This is a genomic window from Devosia sp. BK (assembly GCF_032907385.1).
GTDB lineage: Bacteria > Pseudomonadota > Alphaproteobacteria > Rhizobiales > Devosiaceae > Devosia.
This window is the reverse complement of record NZ_JAIMBX010000001.1, coordinates 1,117,464-1,132,699: the sequence shown is the minus strand read 5'-3', so window position 1 is coordinate 1,132,699 and position 15,236 is coordinate 1,117,464. Positions and strand designations below refer to the sequence as shown.

The 15,236-nt window shown below is 60.1% G+C and carries 17 protein-coding genes; 12 read left to right on the top strand and 5 right to left on the bottom strand.

The genetic code is table 11. From position 1 onward, the window contains the following. The first annotated feature begins 74 nt into the window (after positions 1 to 74). The 8 genes from DevBK_RS05515 to DevBK_RS05480 all read left to right on the top strand — a co-directional run bounded on the left by DevBK_RS05515 (position 75) and on the right by DevBK_RS05480 (position 7,197). On the top strand, positions 75 to 854 hold the full coding sequence (locus DevBK_RS05515; protein ID WP_317184736.1) for a ScpA family protein: 780 nt from the start codon (positions 75 to 77) through the stop codon (positions 852 to 854). Further along, positions 854 to 1,501, top strand: coding sequence for an SMC-Scp complex subunit ScpB (gene scpB / locus DevBK_RS05510; RefSeq protein ID WP_317184735.1), 648 nt, complete (start codon positions 854 to 856; stop codon positions 1,499 to 1,501). The genes DevBK_RS05515 and scpB overlap by 1 nt, the downstream gene beginning before the upstream one ends. A 117-nt stretch (positions 1,502 to 1,618) precedes the next feature. After that, positions 1,619 to 1,831: a twin-arginine translocase TatA/TatE family subunit gene (locus tag DevBK_RS05505; protein WP_061907428.1), complete on the top strand. Its 213-nt coding sequence runs from the start codon at positions 1,619 to 1,621 to the stop codon at positions 1,829 to 1,831. Between the two features lie 49 nt (positions 1,832 to 1,880). After that, positions 1,881 to 2,663, top strand: coding sequence for a Sec-independent protein translocase protein TatB (tatB, locus tag DevBK_RS05500; protein WP_317184734.1), 783 nt, complete (start codon positions 1,881 to 1,883; stop codon positions 2,661 to 2,663). A gap of 4 nt (positions 2,664 to 2,667) precedes the next feature. Further along, positions 2,668 to 3,510, top strand: coding sequence for a twin-arginine translocase subunit TatC (tatC, locus tag DevBK_RS05495; protein ID WP_317184733.1), 843 nt, complete (start codon positions 2,668 to 2,670; stop codon positions 3,508 to 3,510). Positions 3,511 to 3,627: 117 nt separating this feature from the next. Further along, positions 3,628 to 4,956 (top strand): serine--tRNA ligase, encoded by a 1,329-nt coding sequence (gene serS / locus DevBK_RS05490; protein WP_317184732.1) that lies wholly within the window; start codon positions 3,628 to 3,630, stop codon positions 4,954 to 4,956. Positions 4,957 to 4,960: 4 nt separating this feature from the next. Next, positions 4,961 to 5,737: a 5'/3'-nucleotidase SurE gene (surE, locus tag DevBK_RS05485; protein ID WP_317184731.1), complete on the top strand. Its 777-nt coding sequence runs from the start codon at positions 4,961 to 4,963 to the stop codon at positions 5,735 to 5,737. A gap of 284 nt (positions 5,738 to 6,021) precedes the next feature. Further along, on the top strand, positions 6,022 to 7,197 hold the full coding sequence (locus DevBK_RS05480) for a M23 family metallopeptidase (RefSeq protein WP_062630202.1): 1,176 nt from the start codon (positions 6,022 to 6,024) through the stop codon (positions 7,195 to 7,197). A gap of 58 nt (positions 7,198 to 7,255) precedes the next feature. Here DevBK_RS05480 and DevBK_RS05475 read toward each other — a convergent pair whose 3' ends face one another. Then, positions 7,256 to 8,122 carry an ATP-binding protein gene (locus DevBK_RS05475; protein WP_317184730.1) on the bottom strand — a complete coding sequence of 289 codons (867 nt, stop codon included), beginning with the start codon at positions 8,120 to 8,122 and terminating at the stop codon, positions 7,256 to 7,258. 194 nt (positions 8,123 to 8,316) lie between these two features. Here DevBK_RS05475 and yajC point away from each other — a divergent pair, with 194 nt between their 5' ends. The 4 genes from yajC to DevBK_RS05455 all read left to right on the top strand — a co-directional run bounded on the left by yajC (position 8,317) and on the right by DevBK_RS05455 (position 12,579). Beyond that, the gene (gene yajC, locus DevBK_RS05470; protein ID WP_061907435.1) at positions 8,317 to 8,667 is read left to right on the top strand and encodes a preprotein translocase subunit YajC; all 351 of its coding nucleotides are present in this window, start codon (positions 8,317 to 8,319) and stop codon (positions 8,665 to 8,667) included. A gap of 117 nt (positions 8,668 to 8,784) precedes the next feature. After that, entirely contained in the window at positions 8,785 to 11,343 is a 2,559-nt protein-coding gene (gene secD / locus DevBK_RS05465; protein WP_317184729.1) for a protein translocase subunit SecD, read from the top strand. Then, positions 11,327 to 11,734, top strand: coding sequence for an Mth938-like domain-containing protein (locus DevBK_RS05460; protein ID WP_061907437.1), 408 nt, complete (start codon positions 11,327 to 11,329; stop codon positions 11,732 to 11,734). The genes secD and DevBK_RS05460 overlap by 17 nt, the downstream gene beginning before the upstream one ends. After that, positions 11,734 to 12,579: a phytoene/squalene synthase family protein gene (locus tag DevBK_RS05455; protein WP_317184728.1), complete on the top strand. Its 846-nt coding sequence runs from the start codon at positions 11,734 to 11,736 to the stop codon at positions 12,577 to 12,579. Before DevBK_RS05460 ends, DevBK_RS05455 begins: the two co-directional genes overlap by 1 nt. Before the next feature lie 15 nt (positions 12,580 to 12,594). On the opposite strand, the gene trmFO is transcribed toward DevBK_RS05455, so the two are convergent. The 4 genes from trmFO to DevBK_RS05435 form a co-directional block, all read right to left on the bottom strand. Next, positions 12,595 to 13,977 carry a methylenetetrahydrofolate--tRNA-(uracil(54)-C(5))-methyltransferase (FADH(2)-oxidizing) TrmFO gene (trmFO, locus tag DevBK_RS05450; RefSeq protein ID WP_317184727.1) on the bottom strand — a complete coding sequence of 461 codons (1,383 nt, stop codon included), beginning with the start codon at positions 13,975 to 13,977 and terminating at the stop codon, positions 12,595 to 12,597. A 43-nt stretch (positions 13,978 to 14,020) separates the two neighbouring features. Then, the gene (locus DevBK_RS05445) at positions 14,021 to 14,581 is read right to left on the bottom strand and encodes a type 1 glutamine amidotransferase domain-containing protein (protein WP_061907440.1); all 561 of its coding nucleotides are present in this window, start codon (positions 14,579 to 14,581) and stop codon (positions 14,021 to 14,023) included. Between the two features lie 151 nt (positions 14,582 to 14,732). Then, positions 14,733 to 14,882 (bottom strand): DUF1127 domain-containing protein, encoded by a 150-nt coding sequence (locus DevBK_RS05440; RefSeq protein ID WP_082461137.1) that lies wholly within the window; start codon positions 14,880 to 14,882, stop codon positions 14,733 to 14,735. Between the two features lie 196 nt (positions 14,883 to 15,078). Further along, entirely contained in the window at positions 15,079 to 15,231 is a 153-nt protein-coding gene (locus DevBK_RS05435) for a hypothetical protein (protein ID WP_156352093.1), read from the bottom strand. Positions 15,232 to 15,236 lie beyond the last annotated feature (5 nt).

The window sequence follows — 15,236 nt, the reverse complement described above, 5'->3', positions numbered from 1 at the left end:
CGGTCGTGCTGTCTTGACGCCCTGCGGGCTCGGGGACATGGATTGAGCATGATCGTCGCGCGGCAGATATCGCCATGAGTGAACTAGAGGCCCACTGGCTCGAAACCGAGCCGGCAGACGCCGAGGTTCTGCATGTCGATGTGCGAGGCTACGAGGGCCCGCTCGATCTGCTGCTCGACTTGGCGCGGCGGCAGAAGGTTGATCTCGCCTCGATCTCGATCCTGTCGCTCGCAGAGCAATATCTCGACTTCATCGAGACCGCGCGGGAAGGGCGGCTGGAAGTGGCTGCCGATTACCTCGTCATGGCCGCGTGGCTCGCTTATCTCAAAAGCCGGCTCATGGTGCCGCAGGCGCCGGACGATGACGAGCCCTCCGGCGAAATGCTGGCGGCCATGCTGCAATTCAGGCTCAAGCGCCTTGAGGCAATGCGCCTCGCGGCAAGTCGCCTCCTCGGGCGAGCGCGTCTCGGGCGCGAAGTTTTTGCGCGAGGCGCTGGGGAACCGCTGGTCGTGACGCGCAAAGCAAAATGGGAGGCCAGCTACTACGAGCTTCTCAAAGCCTATTCGGCGCAGCGCGAACGGGGATCCATCACCGAATATAAGCCCATCATCAGAACCGTCTGGTCGCTTCAGGATGCGCGAGACATTCTGCAGCGGTTGATCGGCGACAGCGCCGAATGGATCGCCATGGACCACTATCTAGCGGAATATCTCGCCATTCCAAAAGACCGCACAACCATTCGGGCGTCCACGTTTGCATCAAGTCTCGAACTCGTTCGCCAGGGCCAAATCGAGATCCGGCAGCATGAGACTTTCGGCCCGATCCTCATGCGCAGGCGGCAGGTGCAGCAGTGATGCACGATGATGGACTGCCGATGAGCGTTCGGCAGCGGCAGCTTAGAATTGTCGAGGCAGTTCTGTTCTCTTCGCCTGAACCGCTCTCGCTCTCCGAAATTCTGCCCTATGTCGGTGAGGGTGCAGACCTGCCTTCTCTGATCGAGGACTTGCGAAACCAATATGCTCCCCGAGGCATCAACCTCGTGCGGCGCGGCGACAGATGGGCGTTTCGCACTGCCGAGGACCTCGGCTTCCTCTTGCGTCGCCAGGAAGAAGAGACCCGTCCGCTTTCCCGCGCTGCACTCGAGACATTAGCGATCATTGCCTATCACCAGCCGACGACGCGCTCTGAAATCGAGGAAGTGCGCGGGGTGGCGGTCGGCAAGGGGACGCTGGATTTGTTGATGGAAGCGGGCTGGGTGCGGATGCGCGGGCGGCGCCGCACACCGGGGCGCCCTGTAACCTATGGCACGACCCACGAGTTTCTCGACCATTTCAGCCTTGAAAGCCTGACCGATCTTCCCGGGCTCGACGAACTCAAGGGGGCAGGGCTCCTGTCATCGCGACTTCCTGCCTCGTTGCAGATCCCTTTGCCATTCGATGGCGACTTGCGTGAAGACGAGGATCCGCTTGATCCGGATGATGCCGGTGTGGATACAGAATAGTACTGGCGCTTTCGTGAGGTGCAAAAACCAACACGTTCTTGTGTTTGCCCGCGATTGAACCTATTTCTGGCGCTATGTATCGCGTGTTACGCGTTCTAGAAGTCTAGGGAGATCAACATGCACGCGCCTTCCATTTGGGGCATCCTCGTCGTCGCCGTCGTCGTGGTTCTTTTGTTCGGCCGCGGGAAGATCTCCGGCATGATGGGCGAAGTCGCATCCGGCATCAAAGCCTTCCAGAAGGGCATGAAGGATGACGATGACAAGCCGGTTGACCGGGTCACCACCACTGCCGACCTGAACGCCCGCGAAGCCGAGCGCAAGGACGTCTGATCCTTCTCGGCCCGACTAGCGACCCTGCGTCGCGCCCGGAGACTATTCTATGCTCGGTCTAGGCTGGACAGAGATGCTTGTGATCGGCGTCGTTGCGCTGATCGTCATCGGTCCAAAAGATTTGCCCGTCGTTATGGGTCGCCTCGGAAAATTCATGGGGCAGATCCGCCGCATGGGCAACGAGTTCCAGCGTGAAATCAATCGGACCACCGGGCTCGATGAGGTGCGCAATCTGCGTAACTCGATCACTTCGCCGCTGAAGAAAACCGCCGAAGAAATTCGGCGCGATTTCAACACGATGACGCCGACCGGCCAAAAGCCGAGCGGCATAATCAAGCCGGCCGATCCCAAAGTCGAAAGCGTCGTCGATGAGCTTCGTGCCGCAGCCGGCATGCCGGTTGAAGCGAAGTCGAATGATGAACTCGCCGCAGACTATGGTTTCAAGCCGGGCGAAACGTCGACTGGTCCGGTAAAGGCCGCTCAAGTAAGCCAGCCCCAGCCGCTGTCTCCTGTGCCAACGGCACCGGTGGTTACGAGCGATCTAGCACCTATTGAAACGGTCGTTGCTCCCAAGCCAAACACAGTGCGGGCGGCCCCCGCGAAGAAGCCTGCTCCCAAGAAGGCCGTCGCAGCGAAAACTTCGGAAGTCGAAGTGCTCGCCAATACGCCCCCTGCGGTGGGTGCAGAGCTCGCGCCTGTCGAAGTGCCTAAGAAGCCGCGCAAGCCTCGCGTGAAAGCTGCCGTGACCGTTGCGGAAGCTGAGCCGATCGCCCCGGTTAAAAAGCCGCGCGCTCCCCGGAAGAAGCCGGAAACTCCGGAAGAAACGAAGTAGTTAAATGGCCGACGTGAAGCAGCCGCAGCTCAAAAATCAGAACAAGCCAGAGATAGAAGACGAGCTCACCGGCAGCGAAGCGCCGCTTCTTGAGCATCTGATCGAGCTGCGAAAGCGTCTGATCAACTGCGCGATTGCCATCGTCGTTTTGATGGTCGGGTGTTTTCTGGTCTCGAAGAATATCTTCGACATTCTGCTCGGGCCCTATCGAGGGGTTTATGCCAACGACCCCACGCACAAGATCGAGCTGATCTATACGGCGCCGCAGGAACTCTTCTTCACCGAAGTGAACCTCGCCTTTTTCGGCGCGATCTTCCTCGGCTTCCCGTTCATGGCCTCGCAAATTTATATGTTTGTGGCGCCCGGGCTCTATAAGCATGAGCGCAAAGCGCTGGTGCCTTATCTGATCGCGACGCCCGTGTTCTTCATCTTGGGCGCTGCGATGGTCTACTTCACCGTTCTGCCCATGGCGCTGCATTTCTTTGCCAGCATGCAGACCGAAGAAATCACGCTGGTGCCGCGCGTCTCCGAATATCTCGGCTTCGCCATGACGCTGATTCTGGCATTCGGTGTGTGCTTCCAGCTTCCCGTCGTCTTGACGCTGCTGGCGCAGATCGATCTCGTCAATGTCGACATGCTTAAGAAGGGGCGGCGTTACGCCATCGTCGGCATCTTGATCGTTGCAGCGCTGATTACGCCGCCGGATCCGATTTCCCAGATCGGGCTTGCCCTGCCGATGTACGGGCTTTACGAACTGGCAATCCTGTCCGTTCGCATGGTCCAGAAGCGTCGTGAAGCGGCCCTGGCGGCACAGGAAGCCGAGCTTTCCAGCTCATCTACCGAATAAGCGCATCGCGTTATCCCGCGGTGCAGCACGTTCTGTCCCGCGGCACTGGCAGGCACGCCCGGGACGGATTGATCCAGGCCTGCAGCAACCAGAGGCGGGCTGGGCCCGTGGTGACCGATGTTCGATATCAAGTGGATTAGAGCCAACGCCGAAACTTTCGACGCTGCCGTTTCCCGGCGCAAGAATGTTTCCGTGCGCTCTTCCGATCTTCTTGCGATCGACGACCGTCGGCGCGAGATCATCGGTCGCCTCAACGAAGCACAGGAAAAGCGCAATACGCTGTCCAAACAGATCGGCCAGGCCAAGGCCCAAAAGGATGAGGCCAAAGCTCAGGAGCTGATGGCCGAAGTCGCGCGCCTCAAGGAGTTCATCCCGACGGGTGAAGCAGAAGAGCGCGCGGTTGAAGCCGAACTGCGCTCGGCCATGGCCGTCATTCCAAACATGATGCTCGACGAAGTGCCGACCGGTGAAGACGAGAGCGACAACGTCGAGTACTTTGGTCCTAACGGCTCGGCCGAAACGGCTGCTCGTGTTCGTCCTGCCAAGCCAAGCTTCTCGTTCGCTCCCAAGGAGCATTACGAAATCGGCGTCGCCACGAAGGACATGGATTTCGAAACCGCAGCCAAACTATCCGGCAGCCGTTTCGTCATCTTGAAGGGGCAAGTCGCGCGTCTGGAACGTGCCATCGGACAATTCATGCTCGATCTTCACACCACGGAGCACGGCTATCTCGAAGTGCAGCCGCCGCTGCTCGTGCGCGACGAAGCCCTGTTCGGCACCAACCAATTGCCGAAGTTCGAAGAAGACCTGTTTTTCACGCCGCATGGCGACAGCCGTCTTGCTCTAATTCCAACGGCGGAAGTGTCGCTGACCAACATGGTCCGCGAATCGATCCTTTCGGAAGAAGAATTGCCGCTGCGCTTCTCTGCGCTGACGCCTTGTTTCCGGTCCGAGGCTGGCTCTGCTGGCCGCGATACGCGCGGTATGCTTCGCCAACATCAGTTCGATAAGGTGGAGATGGTGTCGGTGACGACGCCCGAAGCCTCGATCGAAGAACACGAGCGCATGCTCGCCTGCGCCGAGACGGTGCTGCAACGACTTGGTCTCCACTACCGGGTTATGACCCTTTGCACCGGTGACGTAGGCTTCGGCGCGCAAAAGACCTATGACATCGAGGTCTGGCTGCCTGGGCAGGATACCTATCGCGAGATTTCGTCTGTTTCTGTCTGCGGTGATTTTCAGGCGCGCCGTATGGAAGCCCGCTATCGGCCATCGGGCGAAAAGCAGGCGCCACGCTACGTTCACACGCTCAATGGCTCCGGAACGGCCGTGGGTCGCTGCCTGATTGCGGTGCTTGAAAACTACCAGCAAGAAGACGGCTCCGTGCTGATTCCCGAAGCGTTGCAGCCCTATATGGGCGGGCTCACCTCCATCGGAGGCAAGTAAAGCCATGCGCATCCTCATCACCAATGACGATGGTGTGGATGCGCCCGGCATCGCCATCATGGCGGAAATCGCGGCGGCTTTGTCCGACGACGTTTGGATCGTCGCGCCCGACGGCAATCAATCGGGCGCAGGCCACAGGTTCACCTTGGGCCGCGAACTGGCTCTCGAGCAACTAGGGCCCAAAAGATTTGCAGTTATCGGCGGCTCTCCGGCCGACTGCGTCGTCGCTGGGATGACGCATCTGCTCGGCGATCGGCCTGCGGATCTCGTTCTCTCGGGCGTGAATGCCGGCCAGAACCTCGGCGATATCGTCAACTGTTCTGGCACTGCGGCCGGCGCGCGCGAGGGCGCTTTGCAGGGTGCCATCGGCATCGCGATGAGTCAGGCAATCGATTACGAGAAGAGCCATACGATCGATTGGTCGAACGCGACCCGATTTGGCGCCGCAACTGTAGAAGCGATCCTGCGCTCCAAGGGCGATGAAGACGTCTTTTACAACGTCAATTTTCCCGCCTGTGAGCCGGGTGAAGTCAATGGAATCGCTGCGGTGCCGCATCAGCGCTTTTCTCGATCGGCTTTCCGGTATCACCCAAGCGATAGTCACAGCGCGTTCTATGTCTCGATTCCCGAAACCCCACAGCCGCTCGATCCCGGCGCGGATTTTGAGATTTTAAGACGTCAAAACACCATCACCGTGACGCCATTTGCCCTGCAGCAAAGCGAAGCCCGCGCTCTCGCGACGCTCGCCGGAATGCGCTTATCCCCAGATCGGCAATCTTAACCTTACCTATTCGACAATGTAGCCATGTCGAATTCACTCAATTCGCATCGACTTTAAATTCGTCTTTACCTTACCGGCCTAGTCTCGATTCCAGTGTTAAGTACCTGCGTGCGAGTTAGCCGATGCGTAAAAACCTGTTAGCCAGGGTGCCTAAAGGTACAGTAGCCGTCGCTGGTTTGATTGTTGCTGCAGTCGGTTTGTCCGGTTGCTCCAGCCTCGGTGCTAGAACTTTTGGTGACCCGACAACTACCGGCTCGGTCGCGCAGTCGCCGGCGCCGCAATCAATGAATCAGCAGATGCCATCGTCGCTCGGTCCGCAGGGATCGATGCAGGTCGCTGATGCCCGTTTCCTGCCACCAGCGCCGATTGGCTCCTCGTTCGGAGCACCCAGTCAGCCTATTTCGCCCGTTCAGTCGGGCTTCATGCAGCCGGCCGGCGCGACGTCGCCGATCGGAATGGGGGCGGGTTCGCCCTCGGTTCAATCCCAGGATCTTCCTGTACTGAGTCAATCCGCTTCCATGGGAACCTCGCAAGCCATGCCCGCCATGCAGTCCTTGCCCACCGCGCCGGCAATGCCGCCCGCCGTGGCTCTCAATTCCGCTCCTTCCGGTGTCGCTCTTGGCGCGCCTCCATCCAATCTGGCTCTGCCGACCAATAGCAATGTGCCCGTCGCCGCTGCGCAGGGTGCACAGGCTGGGACGTTCACCCACACCATTGCCGGTGGCGAGTCGCTCTACACCATCGCCCGCCGCTACGAGGTCACGACCCAGTCACTCGTGCAGGCCAATGGTCTTTCCTCGCCCGACAAGATCGTCGTTGGCCAGGCGCTGATCATCCCGGGCCGTCCGGACCTCGTCCGCACGCCCACTGCGGCTCCGGCCGCGCAGCCGGTCACCCAGGTTGCAAGCGTCGGCGGCAATCTCGGCGCGCCGCCGGCCCCACTTGGTAGCCGCCCACAGGCAATGCCTCAGGCCGTGCCGCAGCAAGCTGCCGTCGCTCCCGCCGCCACGCCGGCACCGGTTGCTCAGCCAACCGCTGCTCCAGCGCCGACCCAGGTTGCCAACGTTCCGGCCGCCGAACCTGTCGCTTCGGGTAATGACAAGTTCCGTTGGCCAGTCAGCGGCCGCGTCATCACCGATTTCGCCGCATCGCGCGGCACCGGTATCAATATCGACGTGCCGGAAGGCTCTTCGGTCAAGGCCGCCGAAAACGGTACAGTCATCTATGTCGGCTCGGGCGTCGAAGGTTACGGCAACCTGATCCTGATCCGCCATCCCAATGGTTACGTCTCCGCCTATGCCCATCTCGATGGCATGTCGGTCGCCAAGGGTGCTGCGGTTTCCCGCGGCGACGCGATCGGTACGGTCGGCATGACGGGCTCGGTGTCCAAGCCCCAGCTGCACTTCGAACTGCGTAAGGGTGCGACCCCGGTCGATCCAATGCCGCTGCTCGCCAGCTAAGCGACATACGTTCAAATTCGAGAGGCCGGAGCCAACGCTCCGGCCTTTTTGTTTGTGATTAGGCCGTCTTGCCCATCTCACCCGCGAGCGTGCGGATCAGCTGAATGGCCACACGGCCGGATCGTGCGCCTCGAGTTGCGGCCCATTCGATGGCGCGGGCGCGCAGTGTTTCTTCGTCGAGGCCCAGATCATAATGGGTCGCATAGCCGCGGACCATGGCGAGATAGGTGTCCTGATCGCAATTGTGGAAGCCGAGCCACAGGCCGAAGCGGTCCGAAAGAGAGACCTTTTCTTCGACAGCTTCGCCGGGATTGATTGCCGTAGAGCGCTCGTTCTCGATCATGTCGCGCGGCATCAAATGGCGGCGGTTCGAGGTGGCATAGAAAAGGACATTGTCTGGCCGTCCCTCAAGCCCACCATCAAGAATGGTCTTCAGCGATTTGTAGCTGGTCTCGCCACTGTCAAAGCTGAGATCATCGCAAAATACGATGAACCGGGCAGGGGCGCCGGCAATGGTCCGCATCAGTTGCGGCAGGGTCTCGAGATCCTCTCGCGCAATTTCAATAAGGACCAGACGCTCAAAGTCCTCACGCGACGTGATGTCGCCGTGGATGGCCTTGACCAGCGAGCTCTTGCCCATCCCCCGCGCGCCCCAAAGTAGCGCGTTGTTTGCGCCATGGCCGCGGGCGAACTGTTCGGTATTGGTCAAAAGCAGATCGCGCACATGGTCGATGCCGCGGAGCATCGACAGCGGGACGCGGCTAACCCGCTGCACAGGGAGCAGCGTTCCGGCTTCTCCCTGCCAATGAAAGGCGTCGGCGATGTCGAGATCGAGGCCAGAAGTGCTCGACGTCTCTGGGACCAACGCAACGGCAATGGCTTCGAGAGCAGTGGCGATACGGCCAAGATAGTCTTTGGTTTTCACCAGTCTATTCCTTCAAAAGACGCGCGGCATTGTGTTCCGTGAATAGCTTTGCAATCACAGGGGCCCAAATGTATAGTCCGCGCGATTTTGGCCGGGGTGCAAGTGCACAAGACCCCATACGCGTCCAGTCTTTTCAAGCGAGACTGTTTGGCGCCCTTCTCCCCACACAAGAAGAATCGTAAGGAGTTCGCCTGATGTTTGTAACGCCCGCTTTTGCGCAGGATGCAGCTGCACCCGCCACGGGAGGTTTCCAGGACATTCTGATCCAGCTTATGCCGATCGTGCTGCTGGTCATCATTTTCTGGCTGCTGATCTTCCGCCCGCAGCAGAAGCGGTTGAAAGCACAGCAGGCTATGCTCTCGGCTATCCGTCGCGGCGACACGGTCGTCACCACCGGCGGCATCGTCGGCAAGGTGACCAAGGCCGTTGACGGCGAAGATCTGGAAGTCGAAATCTCCCAGGGCGTTAAGGTCAAGCTCGTGCGCGGCATGATTGCCGACGTGCGCTCCAAGGCCGAGCCGGTGAACGACAACAAGCCGGCCTAAGCCGGAAACCAATCGGCCGGAGCCCGCGCGGCTCCGGCTTTCTGACTCTTTGAAGCCGCATGTTTTCGTCCCGAACCCGATATCTGCTTCGGGAAACATGCTCTAGGACGCCGTTTCATGAACCAGTCGCCGTTCCGCGTTGCCATCATTCTGATCGTCGCGATTGCGGGCATTCTGTTTGCCGCTCCCAATTTTCTGCCAAAAGACGTGCAGGATTCCTTGCCGGGGTGGCTGCCCAAGCCTGGGCTGGTTCTAGGTCTCGATCTCCAGGGCGGTTCGCACCTGCTGCTCGGCGTTGACGAAAATAGCATCGTTTCCCAGCGCCTTTCCGACGTGCGCCGCGACGCACGAAACGTGCTCGCCAATCAAAATGGTATCGGCAACATCATCACGACCGATGATGCCAAGCGCGCCATCTATATCGAGCTGACCGATCCTGCTCAAAAAGAGCAGGCGATGACGGCGCTTCAGGGCATTCAGAACACGGTCAATAACTCGCTGTTCTCGACCGGCGTCGGCGTCAACGAACTCGCATTCAGCGACATGCCCGATGGGCGTATCCAGATTGCTCTGACGCCCGAAGGCGTCACCCAGCGCATGAGCTCGCTGGTGTCGCAGTCGGTCGAAGTCATCCGCAATCGTATCGACGAGCTTGGCACGACCGAGCCAACGATCCAGCGCCAGGGCGACACCCGCGTTCTCGTCCAGGTTCCGGGCTTCGGCGATTCGACACGCCTCAAGAACATCGTTTCGCAGACCGCGCGCCTGACATTCCACATGGTCTATCCGGGACTGACGGCTGATCAGGCAGAGGCGCAGGGCCTCCCCGCTGGCACCATGATCCTGCCGAGCCAGGATGGTACCCGCGAACTGCTCTACGAAGACGTTGCCCTCGGCGGTGAATCGCTCGTCGATGCCCAGCCATCCTATGATTCTCAGCGCGGTATTCCGGTCGTCAGCTTCAAGTTTGACACGCGCGGCGCCATCACCTTTGGCGAAATCACCTCCGCCAATGTCGGCAAGCGCTTTGCCATAGTCCTCGACAACACCGTCATCACGGCGCCGGTCATCCAACAGCCGATCACCGGAGGTACGGGCCAGATCAGCGGTAACTTCACGACCGCCTCAGCCAACGACCTCGCGGTTCTGCTGCGCGCCGGTGCGTTGCCGGCCAGCCTCAACGTCATTGAAGAACGCACGGTGGACGCCAGCCTCGGCGCCGATTCGATCCGTGCCGGTGTGACTGCCGGTGTCGTCGCCTCCGTGCTGGTCGTCAGCTTCATGATCATCGCCTATGGCGTGTGGGGCGTCTTCGCAAACGTCTCCTTGATCCTCAATGTCATCCTGATCTTCGGCGCTCTGTCCGTCCTCGGCTCGACGCTAACACTGCCCGGTATTGCCGGTATCGTTCTGACGATCGGTATGGCTGTGGACGCCAACGTTCTCATCTACGAACGAATGCGCGAAGAACAGCGGGCAGGGCGCACTCCATTACAGGCTATCAATGCCGGCTTCGAACGCGCCTGGGGCACGATCGTCGACTCGCATTTGACCCAGCTCGTGGCCGCCGTCGTCCTCTATTTCATGGGCTCCGGCCCGGTTCAGGGCTTTGCCGTGACCCTTGGTCTCGGCATTCTGACCTCGCTCTTCACCTCCTATACGGTCACTTCCTACCAGGTGAACCTCTGGTACAAGCGCGTTCGTCCCAAGACCCTCAAAATCCAGCATTTCCGGTTCATTCCGGATGGCACCACCATCCCCTTCATGAAGATCTCGCGCTACGTCATCGCGCTCTCGATCATCATGTCCGTGGTCTCGATCGGGGCGGCCTATTTCAAGGGCTTCAATCTCGGCATCGACTTTGTCGGCGGTACGGCTATCGAACTGCAGCACACGGGCGGGCCGGCTGACGTAGGCCAAGTCCGCACCTTGCTCGATGGGCTCGAACTCGGCGAAATTCAGGTACAGGGCTTTGGTACGCCGGAAGACGTTCTGGTCCGCGTTCAGGCGCAGCAAGGCGGCGAGGGGGCCGACCAGATTGCCGTCCAGAAGGTCAAGGATGCGCTAGCGAGCGCAGACTATGTCGAACGCCGCACAGAAGCAGTCAGCGGTACGGTTTCGGGCGAATTGGCTTGGACCGGTACGCTCGCCGTCATCATCGCGCTCGGATGTATTCTCCTCTACATCTGGTTCCGCTTCGAGTGGCAGTTCGCGCTCGCGGCCGTCACGACGACGTCGCACGACATCATCATGACTATCGGCCTCTTCTCGCTCACCGGGCTGGAGTTCAATCTCAGCTCGATTGCGGCGGTGCTGACGTTGGTGGGTCTATCGCTCAACGAAACCGTCGTTGTTTCCGACCGTATCCGTGAAAACCTCCGGAAACACCGCAAGATGCCGCTGCCTGAATTGATCGACTTGTCGATCAACCAAACCATCGTGCGTACCTCCTTGACCCAGTTCACCGTGCTGCTGGCCTTGGTGCCGCTGGTGCTGTTTGGCGGTGAAGTGCTCCGCAGCTTCACGATCGCCATGACCTTCGGCTCGCTCGTCGGCATGTATTCTTCGGTGATCATCAACGGCCCGATCCTCATCAATTTCGGCCTCAAGCAGAAGACCGAGGAAGAAGAGGCTGCGGCCAAGAAGGAAAAGGCGACGGATGGCGCATCCGTCTGATCCAAGCGCAGCCGGCGCGGGGCATTTCCCGCGCCAGGTCGGCATCGACGCCTATGGCAATGGCGGCTTCCGTTTTGCGGATATGTCCCATCGAGGGTCATTGCTGTGCCTGCCTACAGGCATGCATAGCTGGGCGGTCGAGACGCCTTCGCAATTGACCCTCGAAGCGCTGCAGCCCGTCCTTGCATTGGCCAGTCAGCTTGACGTCTTGCTCATCGGGCTCGGGTCCGACATCAGCTTCATCGCCCCTTCGATCCGCGACGCGTTTCGCGAGCATCGCGTGATCGTCGAGGCGATCCAAACCGGTGGCGCCGTACGAACCTACAACGTCCTGCTGGCCGAAGAGCGCGCGGTCGCAGGCGCCTTCATTGCCGTCGAGAACGCACGCTGATGGCTTCCGAGAGTTTTGCTCACGCTGCCAATGTGCTGCGCGAGACTGACCGTGATCGCTACATTTCGACTTTGGCTTTGCCGGCCCAACATCGCGACGGGGTTGTCGCTTTGCTGGCGTTCAACGCCGAAGTAGCGGGGATTCGCGAGCGCGTGAGCGGCCCGGCCCCGGGCGAAATTCGGCTCCAATGGTGGAACGATGCGTTGACCGGCGAAGGGCATGGTTCGGTGCGGCAGAACCCAGTGGCGGATGCGCTGCTCGATACGCTGGACCGATACGCCCTGCCGCCCGGGACGCTGCAGCGACTGATCGGCGCGCGGCGGTTTGACCTCTATGACGACCCGATGCCCGATCTCGAAACGTTCGAGGGCTATGCCGGAGAGACGGCGTCGACGCTGCTGCAGCTTAGCGCCATGATTCTGAATGAAGGGCTGCCAGTGGAGCCGGGCGATGCGGCCGGGCACCTCGGTGTGGCGCAGGCCATGGTTGGGCACCTTCGGGCTTTTGGCCATGTTTCGTCGCAAGGTCGAATCGTCTTGCCTTGGGCGGTACTCGAGGCCAACGGTGTTCGCGAGGGCGAGGTGTTCTCGGGCACTGAGAGCGACGGCCTGCACGAGGCGCTGAGTCAGATTGCCGAGCTGGCTTCAGGTCATCTCGAAAAGGCCCGGATCGCCATCGAGGCGGCGCCGGCCGCAATCAGGCCGGCCTTTGCGATCTGTCCGATTGTCGCGTCGCAGCTCAAACAGTGGGAAAGCCAAAAGAATGGGGCATTCGCCGCGAGCAACAACGAGCCCGATTGGCGCAAGATAGCGCGGGTCGCCTGGTGGACGCTGCGCAACCGGTAGCTGCGCAGCTTTCGTTTATTGCCAGACCTTTAGGTCGTCGAGGGCGCGGCTGGTGATGGCACGGCGTTTGGCCATGGTCTTTTCAGGACCGCGCCATCTCTTGACGCCTTCGGGCTTGGTGATCGTCACTTCCGGGAAGAGACCAAAATTGACGTTCATGGGCTGGAAGCTGCGGGCGCCACTATAGCTCTCGGCTTCGATGTGACCGCCGGTGACGTGGCCGATCAGCGCACCCAGCGCAGTCGTGATGGGTGGCAAGGTCAGCGTTTCGCCGCGGGCGTCGGCCGCAGTCAGGCGGCCAGTGATAAGACCAACAGCAGCGCTTTCAACATAGCCTTCGACGCCAGTGACTTGGCCGGCAAAACGGATGCGCGGATCCGCCTTGAGGCGCATATCTGGCCCTAAGACCTTGGGCGAATTGATAAATGTGTTGCGATGGAGGCCGCCGAGACGCGCGAATTGAGCGTTTTCGAGGCCCGGGATCATGCGGAAGACTTCGGCTTGAATGCCATAGCGCATCTTGGTCTGGAAGCCGACCATGTTCCAGAGCGTGCCCAACGCATTGTCCTGGCGAAGCTGGACAATGGCATAGGGTTTGACGGTCGGGTTACGCGGATTGGTCAGCCCAACCGGCTTCATCGGTCCGTGACGGAGCGTTTCGTCACCACGTTCGGCCATCACTTCGATAGGCAGGCAGCCGTCGAAATAGGGGACTTTTTCCCAATCCTTGAATTCATGGAGCGGCGCGGTTTTGAGAGCCTCGACAAAAGCATAGTACTGGTCGCGGTCCATCGGCAGGTTGAGATAGTCCGCGCCGGTGCCGCCGGGGCCGGCCTTGTCGTAGCGCGATTGCTTCCAGGCGATGTCGTGGTCGATGCTGTCATAGTGGACGATCGGCGCGATGGCATCGAAGAAGGCGAGGGAGTCTTCGCCGGTCTTGGCGAGGATCGCTTCGGCCAATGCAGGCGAGGTGAGGGGGCCGCTGGCGATGATGACGTGACGCCAATCTTCCGGCGGCCAGCCGGCGACTTCCTCGCGCTCGATGGAAATTCGCGGATGATTTTCAATGGCTTGCGTGACCGCGGCCGAAAACGCATGGCGATCGACGGCCAGGGCGCCACCAGCGGGCAGTTTGTGCTCGTCGGCCGCGCGCATGATCAGCGAATTGCAGCGCCGCATCTCTTCGTGGAGGAGTCCGACGGCGTTCTGCTCGTGGTCGTCGGAGCGGAAACTGTTGGAGCAGACGAGCTCGGCAAAGTCCGTCGTCGAATGAGCGTCGGTGGCTTTGACGCCGCGCATTTCGTGGACGATGACAGTGGCGCCGGCTTCAGCGGCTTGCCAAGCGGCTTCAGAACCAGCGAGGCCGCCGCCGATGATGTGAATGGGTTCGTTTGACATGGCGAGCCAATAGCAAGCCCGCCATGTCGCGGCAATGGTTGAGTTAGGCGGCGCGGCGTTCGTGGCGGCCTTCGTTGATTTCTTCGGCGATCTTTTCGCAGAAGGCATCGAGGTCGCCCGGATTGCGGCTGGTGATCAGGCCCTGATCGGTAACGACCTGGCTATCTTCCCAGAGGCCGCCGGCGTTGATCACATCGGTCTTGATCGAATTGTAAGAGGTCACCTTGCGGCCCTTCACGATACCAGCTTCAACGAGCAGCCAAGGCGCGTGACAAACGGCTGCGACGACCTTTTTGTTGTCCCAGAAGGACTTGATGAATGCGATGGCATCGGGCTCTACACGCAGCAAGTCGGGATTGATCTGGCCGCCAGGAAGCACGATGGCGTCATAGTCGTCCTGCTTCGCGTCCTTGAGAGTCTTGTCGACGGGGACAGCATTGCCCCAATCCTTCTTGTCCCATCCCTTGATCTCGCCCGCTTCGAGCGAAATGACATGCACCGTGGCGCCGGCCTCCCGCAGCTTGTGCAGGGGAACTTCCAGTTCCGACTGCTCGAAGCCATTGGTTGCGACGATGGCGATCATTTTACCGGATAGATTTTGCACGGGGATAACTCCTCTGTTGCCAGGTTGGGCTAGGGCAACGAAGGGGAGTGAAGCGAGTTCCGGCGCGACTGATCACAAGGCGCCGAATACGAAAACACCCGCGTCTCAGAAAGATGCGGGTGTTCGGTTTATAGTATGTAGGCAGTAAGACTTAGAGCGAATTTGCATGATCGCGAGCAACGCGATTGATATCGGTGCGCGAAATGCCCAGATCGTTGAGCTGACGATTGTCGAGAGCGCCGAGTTCACGAACGGTCTGCTGATAAGCGGCCCACTTCTTGAAGGTTTTACGAATGTCCATTTGAATTCTCCTGTCGTTTGCAAGGAGAGATATAGTCTAACACAACCCGAGCGAGCAGATGGAGATTGCTCAGACAAGCCATGCATTCCGTGCAGGCCAAATGGGGTCTTCGTTAAGCCTCGGTTAAGGCGCGCGGCAAAAGCATGGCCGCCGGTGGGCAAACCGGCGGCCATGCTGTCTTTTGGGGGAGGCGTGACTAGCGGTCAAAGAGCGACTTGGTCATCTTCGAGAAGTCGGGGCCCGAAAGGCCCAGTAAATCGGCATCTCTCGTCGAGGGAACGTCCATTTCCCGCAACGTCTGCTTGATGTCGACGAGGCGCTTTATGCGCCAGACGGCACGTACAAACATGGGTC